A 12,909-nucleotide genomic window follows, 5' to 3' on the forward strand; every position below is an offset into this window, starting at 1 on the left:
GATCAAGGATAGACCATGCGCCTGCCTTTGCCGTCCGATCTGCCCGCCATACTTCAGCCACTGGTCGCTCGCAACCAGCAATTCCTCCGCGATGCGCTAGCGGCTCACCCCGAGCTCGACCTGAATGCCTGGAGCCCGCTGCACCGGCAGCAATTCGACCAGGTGGCCGCGGCCAGCGATTTTGTCCTGGGCCTGGCCCAGCGCGAGCCGGCCATGCTGTTCGGCCTGCTGACCAGTGGCGAGCTAGAGCGCCGTTATGCACCGGGTGAGCTGCGCGGGCACATCGCTGCGGCCGCCCAGGCGGCACAAAGCGACGATGAGCTGGCGCGCAACCTGCGCCGCGAGCGCAACCGCCAGCAGTTGCGCATTATCTGGCGCGACATCACCCGCCAGGCCGAACTGAGCGAGACGTGCCGCGACCTGTCCGACCTGGCCGATGCCGCCATCGACGAAGCCTACCAATGGCTGTATCCGCGCCATTGCCAGCAGTTCGGCACGCCCATCGGCAACCGCAGCGGCCAGCCGCAGCACATGGTGGTGCTGGGCATGGGCAAGCTGGGGGCGGTGGAGCTGAACCTGTCGTCGGACATCGACCTGATCTTCGGCTTCCCCGAAGGCGGCGAAACCGAAGGGGTGAAGCGCTCGCTGGAAAACCAGGAATTCTTCACCCGCTTGGGCCAGCGGCTGATCAAGGCGCTGGACCCGGTGACCGTCGACGGCTTCGTGTTCCGCGTCGACATGCGCCTGCGCCCCTATGGTTCGGCCGGCGCGCTGGTGCTCAGCTTCAATGCCCTGGAGCAGTACTACCAGGACCAGGGGCGCGACTGGGAACGTTACGCGATGATCAAGGCGCGGGTGGTGGCCGGCGACCAGGCTGCCGGCGCGCAACTGCAGGAGATGCTGCGCCCGTTCGTGTACCGCCGTTACCTGGACTTTTCCGCGATCGAAGCCCTGCGCACCATGAAGCAGTTGATCCAGCAGGAAGTGCGGCGCAAGGGCATGGCCGACAACATCAAGCTGGGTGCCGGTGGTATCCGCGAGGTTGAGTTCATCGCCCAGGCTTTCCAGCTGATCCACGGCGGGCGCGACCTGAGCTTGCAGCAACGGCCGTTGCTCAAGGTGCTGGCCACCCTCGAAGGCCAGGGTTACCTGCCGCCGGCGGTGGTTGCCGAGCTGCGCGAGGGTTATGAGTTCCTGCGTTATACCGAGCACGCCATCCAGGCCATTGCCGACCGCCAGACGCAAATGTTGCCAGAGGGCGAGACCGACCAGGCGCGGGTGGCCTACATGCTCGGTTTTGCCGACTGGCAGAGCTTCCACGACCAGTTGACCTACTGGCGTGGCCGTATCGACTGGCACTTCCGCCAGGTGATCGCCGACCCGGATGATGAAGACGGTGAAGGCGAACTGGTGGTAGGGGGCGAATGGTCGCCACTGTGGGAACAGGCGCAGGATGAAGAAGCCGCTGGCCGGCAGCTGGAAGAGGCTGGCTTCAAGGAGCCTGTTGAAGCCTTGCGGCGTTTGGCGGGGCTGCGCTCCAGCCCGCAGTTGCGGTCGATGCAGCGCATTGGCCGTGAGCGGCTGGACGCCTTTATTCCACGTTTGCTGGCCCAGGCGGTCGAGCACGACAACCCTGACCTGGTGCTGGAACGTGTGCTGCCGCTGGTTGAAGCCGTGGCGCGGCGTTCGGCTTACCTGGTGCTGCTGACCGAAAACCCGGGTGCCCTGCGCCGTCTGCTGACCTTGTGCGCGGCCAGCCCGTGGATTGCCGAACAGATTGCGCTGTACCCGTTGCTGCTCGACGAACTGCTTAACGAAGGCCGCTTGTTCAGCCCGCCCTTGGCCCCAGAGCTGGCCAGCGAGTTGCGTGAACGCCTGACGCGCATCCCCGAGGATGACCTGGAGCAGCAGATGGAAGCGCTGCGCCACTTCAAGCTGGCCCACAGCCTGCGCGTGGCCGCCTCGGAAATCAGCGGCAACCTGCCGTTGATGAAAGTCAGCGACTACCTGACCTGGCTGGCCGAAGCCATCCTCGACCAGGTACTGGCCCTGGCCTGGCGCCAGACCGTGGCCCGCCACGGCCAGCCCAAGCGCAGCGACGGCAGCCTGTGCGACCCAGGTTTCATCATCATTGGTTATGGCAAGGTCGGCGGCCTGGAGTTGGGGCACGGCTCGGACCTGGACCTGGTGTTCATCCACGACGGCGACCCGCAAGAGGAAACCGACGGCGCCAAGCCCATCGACAGTGCGCAGTTCTTTACGCGCCTGGGCCAACGCATCATTCACCTGCTGACCACCCAGACCAACTCGGGCCAACTGTATGACGTGGACATGCGCCTGCGCCCATCCGGTGCTGCCGGCCTGCTGGTGAGTTCGTTGGGCGCCTTCGAGCGCTACCAGCAGAACGAAGCCTGGACCTGGGAGCATCAGGCCTTGGTGCGGGCCCGCGTGCTGGTGGGCTGCAAACAGGTCGGCACCGCGTTCGAAGGCGTGCGCGCCAAGGTACTGGGCCAGGCCCGCGACCTGGAAAAACTGCGCACCGAAGTGAGTGAAATGCGCGCCAAGATGCGTGACAACCTAGGGACCAAGGCTACGGCTGCGGGCACTGCGGCTAACGCGTTCGAGGCCGGTGTGCCCTTCGATATCAAGCAGGATGCCGGCGGTATCGTCGATATCGAATTTATGGTGCAATACGCTGCTTTGGCCTGGTCCCATGACCACCCGGCCATACTCCGATGGACCGATAACATCCGCATTCTGGAAGAGCTGGAGCAGGCGAGTTTGATGCCGGCCAGTGACGCGGTGCTGTTGCGTGAAGTGTACAAGGCGTTCCGCTCGGCCTCGCACCGCCAGGCCCTGCAGAAGCAGGCCGGTGTGATCGACGCGGCGCAGTTTGCCGATGAACGCCGCGAGGTGCGGCGGATCTGGGGTGAGCTGGGGTTGAGCTGATACCGCGTTGGCTTCTTCGCGGGCACGCCCGCCCCCACGGGGACAGCACAAGCCTTGAGAGCAGTGCAGTACCTGTGGGAGCGGGCTTGCCCGCGAATAGGCCATGTGAGTGGTACACTGTCCGCCACATAGCCTGAATATAAAGAGGGGAGGCCAGGCTGTACCGCAGTCTGTAGCCTCCCCGAGCGTTTCTGGACTAAGCATGAGAATACTGATCATTGGCCCCAGCTGGGTCGGCGACATGGTGATGGCGCAGACCCTGTTCCAGTGCCTGAAACAGCAGCACCCCGACTGCGTGATCGACGTGTTGGCCCCCGAGTGGAGCCGGCCGATCCTGGAGCGCATGCCCGAGGTGCGCCAGGCCTTGAGCTTCCCGCTCGGCCACGGCGCGCTGGAGCTGGCCACGCGCCGGCGCATCGGCAAGTCCCTGGCCGGCCAGTACGACCAGGCCATCCTGCTGCCCAACTCGCTGAAGTCGGCCCTGGTGCCGTTCTTCGCCGGTATCCCCAAACGCACCGGCTGGCGCGGCGAAATGCGCTTTGGCCTGCTGAACGATGTGCGCAAGCTGGACAAGGCCCGCTACCCGCTGATGATCGAGCGCTTCATGGCCCTGGCCTTTGCGCCCGGTGCCGAGCTGCCGCAGCCGTACCCGCGCCCCAGCCTGCAGATCGAAGCGCAAAGCCGCGAAGCCGCGCTGGCCAAGTTCGGCCTGGAACTGGACCGCCCGGTGCTGGCGCTATGCCCAGGTGCCGAGTTTGGTGAGGCCAAGCGCTGGCCGGCCGAGCATTACGCTGCCGTGGCCGACGCGATGATCCGCCAGGGCTGGCAGGTGTGGCTGTTCGGCTCGAAGAAAGACCACCCGGTCGGTGAGCAGATCCGTGACCGGTTGATCCCGGGTTTTCGTGAAGAGTCGTCCAACCTGGCGGGCGAAACCTCGCTGGCCGAGGCCATCGACCTGATGTCCTGCGCCCATGCCGTGGTGTCCAACGACTCCGGCCTGATGCATGTGGCCGCCGCGCTGAACCGCCCACTGGTGGCCGTATACGGCTCGACGTCGCCCGGGTTTACCCCGCCGCTGGCCGACCAGGTGGAAGTGGTGCGCACCGGCATCGAGTGCAGCCCGTGTTTCGACCGTACCTGCCGCTTCGGCCACTACAACTGCCTGCGTCTGCTGGAGCCGGGCAAAGTCATTGCCGCCCTGCACAGCCTGAGCGGGCCGGACCTGATCGATACCGTGGCTGAGGTCGACTAAGTGCGGGTACTGATCATCAAGACCTCGTCGCTGGGTGATGTGATCCACACCTTGCCGGCGCTTACCGATGCCGCCCATGCCATCCCGGGCATCCGTTTCGACTGGGTGGTTGAAGAAGGCTTTGCCGAAATCCCCAGCTGGCACCCGGCGGTCGACCAGGTTATCCCGGTGGCCATCCGCCGCTGGCGCAAGAACCTCTGGCAAACCCTCAAGAGTGGCGAGTGGAAGGCGTTCAAGCAGCGTGTGCGCGAACGCAAATACGACCTGGTGATCGATGCCCAGGGCCTGGTGAAGTCGGCCTGGCTGACCCGCTACGTGAAGGCCCCGGTCGCCGGCCTGGACCGCTACTCGGCCCGCGAAGGCTGGGCCAGCCGCTTCTATGACCGGCGCCTGTCGGTTGCCACCGGCCAGCATGCGGTGGAGCGGGTGCGCCAGTTGTTCGCCATGGCCCTGGCCTACGACCTGCCGGAAGGCATCGGCAACTACGGCCTGGACCTGGACCGCCTGCAGCTGCCGCCGGCTGCGCCCTATGTGGTGTTCCTGCATGGCACCACCTGGGCAACCAAGCATTGGCCTGAAGCTTACTGGCGCGAACTGGCCGAGCGCATGGGCCGGCGCAAGCTGGAAGTGCGTCTGCCTTGGGGCAACCCGGCCGAGAAGGCGCGCGCCGAGCGCATCGCCCAGGGCTTGAACAACTGCCAGGTACTCCCCAAATTGAACCTTGCTGGCGTTGCCCGCGTGCTGGCAGCGGCAAAAGCCTGCGTGGCGGTCGATACCGGCCTTGGCCACCTGGCCGCAGCACTCGATGTGCCCACCATTTCGCTGTTCGGCCCGACCAACCCGGGCCTGACTGGCGCCTACGGACGGACCCAGATTCACCAGGCCAGTGACTGGCCTTGCGCGCCCTGCCTGCAGAAGAAGTGCACCTACGAACCGAGCGCCGATGACCTGCGCCGGTTCGATCTGAAACGCGAGTGGCCGCTGTGCTTCACTCGCCTGAATCCCGAGCATGTGGCGGGCCGCTTGAGCGCGTTGCTGCTGGCTGAGGATGTCCGTTGATGCAACTGGCTTTCGTGCTTTACAAATATTTCCCCTTCGGCGGGCTGCAGCGCGACTTCATGCGCATTGCCCTGGAATGCCAGAAGCGGGGCCACCAGATCCGTGTGTACACGCTGATCTGGGAAGGTGACATTCCGCCGGGCTTTGAAGTGCTGGTGGCGCCGGTGAAGGCGATTTTCAACCACCGCCGCAACGAGAAGCTCAGCGCCTGGATGGCCGCCGACCTGGCCAAGCGCCCGGTCGACCGCCTGATCGGCTTCAACAAGATGCCAGGGCTGGACGTGTACTACGCCGCCGACGGCTGCTTCGAAGACAAGGCGCAGACCCTGCGTGGCGGCCTGTACCGCCGCTGGGGCCGTTACCGGCACTTTGTCGAGTACGAGCGTGCGGTATTCGCCAAGGACGCCCACACCGAAGTGCTGATGATTTCCGAAGTGCAGCAGCCGCTGTTCATCAAGCACTATGGCACCCCGGTGGAACGCTTCCACCTTCTGCCGCCGGGCATTTCCCAGGACCGCCGTGCGCCGGCCAATGCCGCCGAGATCCGCGCCGAGTTCCGCAAGGAATTCAACCTGGGGGATGACGACCTGCTGCTGGTGCAGATTGGCTCGGGCTTCAAGACCAAGGGCGTGGACCGTAGCCTCAAGGCGCTGGCCGCGTTGCCGTCGGCCCTGCGCAAACGCACGAAGCTGATGGTGATCGGCCAGGACGACCCCAAGGTGTTCCAGCTGCAAAGCGCCACCCTGGGCCTGGGCGACCAGGTGCAGTTCCTCAAGGGCCGCAGCGACATCCCGCGCTTCCTGCTGGGTGCCGATTTGCTGATTCACCCGGCCTACAACGAGAACACCGGTACGGTGCTGCTCGAAGCGCTGGTGGCCGGCCTGCCGGTGCTGGTGTCCAAGGTGTGCGGCTACGCCCACTACATTGCCGAGGCCGACTGCGGCCTGGTGCTGGACGAGCCGTTCGAACAGGACCAGCTCAATGGCTACCTGCAGCGCATGCTCGAAGACTCGCAGGCCCGCGCCAGTTGGTCGCGCAACGGCCTGGCGTTCGCTGAAACCGCTGATCTGTACAGCATGCCGCAGCATGCTGCCGACGTGATCCTGGGGCAGAAAACCGCATGAAGCTGATAGTGGCCGAGCCCTTCAAACGCCTGTGGGCCGGGCGGGATGCCTTCGACGCCGTCGAGGCGCTGCAAGGCGAGGTCTATCGCGAACTGGAAGGGCGCCGCACGCTGCGTACCGAGGTGGAGGGCGAAGGGTTTTTCGTCAAGATCCACCGCGGCATCGGCTGGGGCGAGATCTTCAAGAACCTGTTCACCGCCAAGCTGCCGGTGCTCGGTGCCGGCCAGGAATGGCGGGCCATCCAGCGCCTGCACGAGGTGGGCGTGCCGACGATGACCGCAGTCGCCTATGGCGAGCGCGGCAGCAACCCGGCTGCGCAGCACTCGTTCATCATCACCGAGGAACTGGCGCCGACCATCAGCCTGGAAGATTTCAGCATCGACTGGATCAAGCAGCCGCCCACGCCACGCCTGAAGCGCGCGCTGATCGCCGAAGTGGCGAAAATGACCGGCGGCATGCACCGCGCCGGGGTCAACCACCGCGACTGCTACATCTGCCACTTCCTGCTGCACACCGACCGCCCGGTGACGGCGGATGACTTCAAACTGTCGGTTATCGACCTGCACCGTGCCCAGACCCGAGCGAAAATCAGCCGCCGCTGGCGCGACAAGGACCTGGCCGCGCTGTACTTCTCGGCGCTGGACATCGGCCTGACCCAGCGCGACAAGCTGCGCTTTTTGCGGGGTTACTTCCAGCGCCCGCTGCGGCAAATCCTGAAGGACGAAGCCCGGTTGCTCGCCTGGCTGGACCGCAAGGCGCAGAAACTCTACGACCGCAAGCAACGCTATGGGGATGCACTCTGATGGCGGGTTGGACACTGGCGCCGGGCTATGAACACCTGGCGGCGGACTTCGGCAGCCTCGATGCGGTATTTGCCCTCCAGGGCGAGCGCCTGACCCGCGACCCGCTCAGCGAGGTGGTGCGCATCGAGCGTGACGGCGTCAACTACTACGTCAAACGCTACACCGGGGCCGGCAAGCACATGCGCCGCTACCTGGGCCGGCCACGCATCAAGGCCGAATGGCAGAACCTCAAGCAGTTCGCCAAGTGGGGTATTCCCACTGCCGAAGTGGTGGCGTGGGGGCTTGAGCGCAATGGCCTGGCCTTTGGCCGTGGGGCGATGATCACCCGCGAGCTGCCGCGCACCGAAGACCTGTCGGCGCTGGCTGAACGCAACGATGCACGTTTGGCCGACCGGGCCTGGGTCGATCACCTCAGCCGCCAGCTGGCGCGCCATACCCGGGTGATGCACGAGCACCGCTTTGCCCATAACGACCTGAAATGGCGCAACTTGCTGGTCGATGACCAGGGCACGCTATTCTTCATCGACTGCCCTACCGGCGACTTCTGGCGCGGCTTCATGTGGCGGCACCGGATGATCAAGGACTTGGCCTGCCTGGACAAAGTGGCCAAATACCACTTGTCGGCCACCCAGCGCCTGCGCTTCTACCTGCAATACCGTGGCCGCGACCGGCTGAATGTGCGTGACAAGAAGCGCATTCGCCAGGTGCTGGGCTTTTTCGAGGGAAGGGAATGACCGATTACCTGGCCAGCGCGGACCTCGCGCTGCTCAAACGCCATGGCCTGGACGACTTCGAGGCGCTGTGGGCGCTGCAACTGGATGCCGTGGACGAACCCAACACGGGCCGTGGCGGCTGGAGCAGCGTGTTCCGCCTGGAACTCGAAGGCAAGGGCTACTACCTCAAGCGGCAGAGCGACTACCTGACCCGCACCCTGCACCGACCGTTCGGCGAGCCGACCTTCGCGCGAGAATTTCGCAACATCAGCCGCTACCAGAAGCTGCACATCCCGGCCTTGCAGGCGGTGTTCTATGGCGAGCGCAAGCAAGGCGGCAAGCACCGGGCCATCCTGATGACCCGTGCCCTGGACGAGTGGGCCGACCTCGACAGCCTGCTGGCCCAGTGGCCGCAGCTAGGTGATGGCGAACGCACCGGTATCCTGCAGGCCTGCGGCCAACTGGCGCGCACCCTGCACAGCGCCGGCCAGGTGCACGGCTGCTTCTACCCCAAGCACATCTTCCTGCGCCAACGCCGTGATGGCTGGGACGCGCAACTGATCGACCTGGAAAAGACCCGCCCTTTGTTGTTCGGCATGCGCGACCGCCTCAAGGACCTGGAGCCGCTGCTGCGCCGCGCCCGGGCCTGGAGCGAGGCCGATGTGCGCACGCTGCTGGCGACCTATCTGGCGCAGCCGGCTGACAGCACACTGGTCGACACCTGGCTGCAACGCCTGACGCAACGCCGTCGTGACAAAGAGGCCCGCTGATGCGCTTGTCTGAACTGAAAGATGCCGGGCGCAACCCGCTGTTGCCCCTGAGCATCACCCTGGCGGATGCCGCCGGCAGCGCCGAGCTGCAACTGCTCAGCCTGCTGCGCGTGCTGCCCGGCCAGCGCTATGTTGGCGCCGGTGTGTGGCGCGGTACCCCGGTGCTGGCCAAGCTGCTGGTGGGCGGTAACGCCGCCCGGCATTTCCAGCGCGAACTGCAAGGTGTGAAGCTGCTGGCCGAGCAAGGCCTGACCACGCCAAAGCTGTTGGCTGACGGCCTGAAGGAAGGCGAGGGTGGCTGGCTGCTGTTTGAATTCCTCGACGGCGCCGAAAGCCTGGCCGATGCCTGGTCGGCGGTGGAACACCTGGCAGTGCTGGCTGACGAACAACACCTCGTGCTGGGTGAAGCGCTTACTGCTGTCGCACACATGCACGCCCAAGGCCTCTGGCAGGAAGACCTGCACCTGGACAACCTGCTGCGCCACGGCGGTAAGCTGTACCTGATCGACGGCGCCGGTATCAAGGCCGAGACGCCTGGCCAGCAGCTGTCACGTCCGCGTGTGCTGGAAAACCTAGGGGTATTCTTCGCCCAGTTGCCAAAGCGGCTGGAGCCGTTCATCGAAGAATTGCTGGTGCACTACTTGCTGGCCAACGCCGAGCATGCGTTGCCGCTGGAAGCCTTGCAAAAGCAGGTGGACAAGGTGCGTAACTGGCGGCAGAAGGACTATCTGGAGAAGGCCGGGCGCGAGTGCAGCCTGTTCAGCGTCCAGCGCAGCCTCTCGGGCTTGCAGGCGATCCGCCGCAACGAAGTCGACGCCATGCAGCCGGTGCTGGAGCAGGCCGATGCGCTGATCGACGAGGGCCACCTGTACAAGACCGGTGGCGCCGCCAGTGTGGCGCGCATCGAGGTGAAGGGTCGCAAGCTGGTGCTCAAGCGCTACAACATCAAGAACACCGCGCACTGGTTCAAGCGCTTCTGGCGCCCGAGCCGTGCCTGGCATTCGTGGATCGAAGGCCACCGCCTGGAATTCCTCGATATTGCCACGCCGCGCCCGTTGGCGGTGCTGGAGCAGCGGGTGATGGGCCTGCGTAGCCGCGCGTATCTGGTTACCGAGTACGTTGATGGCCCGGACCTGACCGCGTGCTTTGCCCCTTACGTCGAGAGTGGCGATGCCCCCGAAGAACAGATCGACGCCCTGGTGCAGGTGATGCAGCAGCTGATTCGCGAACGCATCAGCCATGGTGACTTCAAAGGCCACAACCTGTTCTGGGACCAAGGCCGCTGGTCGCTGATCGACCTCGACGCCATGTGCCAACACGCCACCCAGCTCAGCTTTGCCCCGGCCTATGCCCGTGATCGGGCACGGCTGCTGCGTAACTGGCCCAGTGGCAGTGCCCTGCATCAGCGGCTGGACAAGCTGCTGCCGCGGCTGACCGAGTGACTGGCCGGTAACGCCAACCAGTCACTGCTGCGCCCGGCCTGGCGCACGCGGATGCGCCATTGGTTATCCTGCCAGCGCAGTACGGCCCACGCCGTACTGCTGCTGTGCGGCTGCCGAGGTATCTGCAAGTGGTAGTGGTTGACCAGTAGGTGCGGGCGCAGCGGTAAGGCATGGGTGCCGGCGAGCAGGTACAGCTGCTGGTCCATTTTATACAGGCCGTCTATGCCGGCCTGCCTGATACCGGCCGGCTGGCCGGGCAGTTGGCAGCCCTCTAACAGTGCTTGCAGGTCTGGCAGCCCGTCGTACCACAGCACCGGCGAGTCCACCACCCACTCCCCATCTTCGCGGCGTTTGACCGCCACCTTGGTATAGGCGTCCGGCATGCGCGGGTCCACTACCCGCCAGCGGTAGCCGTCGAACGCTACCTGGTAGCTCGTGCCAGCAGCATCTTTGATGTAGTAGAAAGACACGCCAGGGTAGGGCGAGCGCTGTTCGTAGATGCCCTCCTTGTGGATACCATCGACCCGATAGTGCAATTTGTCGCTGTTCACTTGCACTGCTGCTGCTGGCGGCAATTTCAAGGGTGGCGGAGTGGGCATCGCCCGGATGGCCCGGCGCATCACGGTTGTTCCGCCAATGTTGTTGGCTGCGTCACTGGCGTGGGTGAACGCTTCGACAATGTGTTTCAACGTGCCTATTCGGTCTTCCTCCTTGAAAGCCTTCCCGGCATCGATCAATGACAATATCGAGCGGCCGAGCGCCAGCGCAACCAGTGCGCGAGCTGGCAGCGCGAGGCTGATCATATCCAGCAGTATCGACAAGGCGTGCAGGCTTAGCTCGCCAAGCAGTTCCCGTTTGGTGTTGGTGCTGGCGTCGACGGCCGCAAGGCTTGCGCTCACTTCCGCCAGATATCGGGCCTGCTGAAAGTCGCCCGTGATCCGCGGGCGCTGTACTTCGGCCCCCAGGCCACCCTTGGTCAGCCAGTTTTCGATCTGCTTGCGGTCGGTAAACGGAAGGCGGTCTTTTACGTACTCGCGCAGGCCAGGTTTGTCACGCAGTGTCCTGAGCATGTGCCGGGCGTTTCTGAATTCGCGCCAGGAACGGCGATCGGGTGCGTCCGGTGTGTAGGCGAGAAACCGCGTTAAACCTGGGGTATCAGGCGTTACCAGCATTACGCCTTGCAGCGTATGCCCACCAATCAGTAATTGTCGCGCACTAACCCGCTGTACTTTCAACTGCTGGCGTACCTGACTGTGCGGGTGGTCGAGCACCGTCGTCGCCCACCTGTAACCGCGCTCGAATGGGTCTTCCAGTAAGTGCCCCGCGTAACGCGCCTTGGCCAACTCGGCACGCATCCTTGCAGAGCTTATAGCCACGTAGCTGTCCCGCCGCCATTGCGCTTGCGGCGATGTCAGTAGATGAGTGCGCAAATACTGGCTGTAGCTCTGGCCCACGTCCAGCTCCCGCACTATCTGCTTGACCTGACTGGGTGTGATACCGGGCACGGCGGTGTCGTTCTTGTCATGCACTCTGGCAGTCAACCAGTAATCGATGTCGAGCAAACCGATGTTGACCATTGCCAGCTCATCCAGGCGGTAGGTCTGGCGGACCAGTTCGATGGTTTCGCCCACCTGTGGCCGACTGGCCACCGGGATCCAGGCGCTGTTGACGCCAGGGAAGGGTACCGGGCCTGTTTGCCGGGCCATGGTGACGCTGACAAACAGGTCCAGCGGGTCGACATCCAGCTGATAGCGTTGGCTCAACAAGGCGCGCAAGCGGTCACGTGTCCAGGCCAGGAGGCCGTTGCGGTCGAGGAATTGCTCGTGGCTCAGAATACCGGGCGCCGCTGCGCGATCAATGGCGATTACCAGCTCCTGCAGGGTCTGCATGATGTGCGTAAGCCCCTGCACAGAGGCGTTTTTCAGCCACGCCGGTGAATTGCGTTCCAGCAACAGGCCGTAACGGGTCTGTAGCGCCGAGCGGCTGTCGGCCCAAGGCAGTACATCGGCAGCCTTCTTCAGGCGTTCTTCAAGCGTCGCCCAGTCCACCGGCGATTGTAGGGCGGCATCCTGCCAGATGTGGGTCAGCGCGGCCCGTTGCCCATCGATCAATACCTGGGCCTGGGCTTGGACTATGTCGTCGTTGAACCACTCGTAACGAAGGCGCTCGGCGTTGCGTGCCCGGTCTCGCTCGTGGTCGCTTGCCATGTGCCGCAGCAGCGGCTGGCTTTGGTAAACATCATCCAGGCGTTCGCACAGTTCGATGTGCAAGTCGCCAAGGTTGTCGAACGCCTCGATCCCGTGCGACAGGGTATACAGCACCGCGTAGTCGCCGGGCTTAAGTGGGTCGGGCATGCTGCCCTCGGGGCCGCCTTCGATGATCACGAAAGCGCCGGGCAGATAGCTTCGCCAGTTGGGCGTGGTAATGTCCAGAACGGGCCGATACACCTGCGGGCGCTGCGCGCTTGGCAGGTGCTGACGCTGCGACGGCAGTGGCTGGTTGACGCAGTACGCGATCAGCTCGGCATGGTTCGAGCCCAAGGTGTGGTCATCGATACGCAGTGCGATCTGCGCCAGCAGTTGCTGGCGCAGCAACCTGGCCATGAGCGCCCGACGGCATTCGGCAGGGGCGACGCTGGCAAGCCAGTAGTCGGCAAGGTCGGCAAAGTATTGCTGGCGTGCCCTGAACAGGGGCAGGGCGGTGTCCGGCCTGGGCGGCGAGTCAAGCAACGCACTCAGTTGCAGGTCGAAAGCGATGAAGTTTTGCAGGCTCATTGAGGGGGCTCGGCAATGATGGA

9 protein-coding genes are annotated in these 12,909 nt (G+C 64.5%); 8 read left to right on the forward strand and 1 reads right to left on the reverse strand.

The annotated features are described in order from the left end of the window. Positions 1 to 15 precede the first annotated feature (15 nt). The 8 genes from glnE (at position 16) to ACF8MI_RS05935 (ending at position 10,112) form a co-directional block, all read left to right on the forward strand. Complete coding sequence (glnE, locus tag ACF8MI_RS05900) at positions 16 to 2,949, forward strand: bifunctional [glutamate--ammonia ligase]-adenylyl-L-tyrosine phosphorylase/[glutamate--ammonia-ligase] adenylyltransferase (RefSeq protein WP_060499118.1); 2,934 nt, start codon at positions 16 to 18, stop codon at positions 2,947 to 2,949. 202 nt (positions 2,950 to 3,151) lie between these two features. Next, positions 3,152 to 4,201 carry a lipopolysaccharide heptosyltransferase II gene (gene waaF, locus ACF8MI_RS05905; protein WP_060499117.1) on the forward strand — a complete coding sequence of 350 codons (1,050 nt, stop codon included), beginning with the start codon at positions 3,152 to 3,154 and terminating at the stop codon, positions 4,199 to 4,201. Then, positions 4,202 to 5,260, forward strand: a complete 1,059-nt coding sequence (gene waaC, locus ACF8MI_RS05910; protein ID WP_392517434.1) for a lipopolysaccharide heptosyltransferase I — start codon at positions 4,202 to 4,204, stop codon at positions 5,258 to 5,260. Beyond that, the gene (locus tag ACF8MI_RS05915; RefSeq protein WP_392517435.1) at positions 5,260 to 6,384 is read left to right on the forward strand and encodes a glycosyltransferase family 4 protein; all 1,125 of its coding nucleotides are present in this window, start codon (positions 5,260 to 5,262) and stop codon (positions 6,382 to 6,384) included. The genes waaC and ACF8MI_RS05915 overlap by 1 nt, the downstream gene beginning before the upstream one ends. Next, positions 6,381 to 7,187 carry a lipopolysaccharide core heptose(I) kinase RfaP gene (gene rfaP / locus ACF8MI_RS05920; protein ID WP_200929001.1) on the forward strand — a complete coding sequence of 269 codons (807 nt, stop codon included), beginning with the start codon at positions 6,381 to 6,383 and terminating at the stop codon, positions 7,185 to 7,187. Before ACF8MI_RS05915 ends, rfaP begins: the two co-directional genes overlap by 4 nt. Further along, positions 7,187 to 7,921 (forward strand): lipopolysaccharide kinase InaA family protein, encoded by a 735-nt coding sequence (locus ACF8MI_RS05925; protein WP_016714545.1) that lies wholly within the window; start codon positions 7,187 to 7,189, stop codon positions 7,919 to 7,921. The genes rfaP and ACF8MI_RS05925 overlap by 1 nt, the downstream gene beginning before the upstream one ends. Then, positions 7,918 to 8,670 carry a lipopolysaccharide kinase InaA family protein gene (locus tag ACF8MI_RS05930; RefSeq protein WP_060499113.1) on the forward strand — a complete coding sequence of 251 codons (753 nt, stop codon included), beginning with the start codon at positions 7,918 to 7,920 and terminating at the stop codon, positions 8,668 to 8,670. Before ACF8MI_RS05925 ends, ACF8MI_RS05930 begins: the two co-directional genes overlap by 4 nt. Then, complete coding sequence (locus ACF8MI_RS05935; RefSeq protein ID WP_104833576.1) at positions 8,670 to 10,112, forward strand: lipopolysaccharide kinase InaA family protein; 1,443 nt, start codon at positions 8,670 to 8,672, stop codon at positions 10,110 to 10,112. Before ACF8MI_RS05930 ends, ACF8MI_RS05935 begins: the two co-directional genes overlap by 1 nt. Here the strand turns inward: ACF8MI_RS05935 and ACF8MI_RS05940 are convergent. Next, a complete protein-coding gene (locus ACF8MI_RS05940) occupies positions 10,073 to 12,886 on the reverse strand; it encodes a dermonecrotic toxin domain-containing protein (RefSeq protein ID WP_060499111.1) in 2,814 nt (937 codons plus the stop codon). The two genes, ACF8MI_RS05935 and ACF8MI_RS05940, sit on opposite strands and share 40 nt — an antisense overlap. Positions 12,887 to 12,909: the final 23 nt, after the last annotated feature.

It is taken from the genome of Pseudomonas sp. yb_9 (assembly GCF_043103635.1).
Taxonomy (GTDB): Bacteria; Pseudomonadota; Gammaproteobacteria; order Pseudomonadales; family Pseudomonadaceae; genus Aquipseudomonas; species Aquipseudomonas monteilii.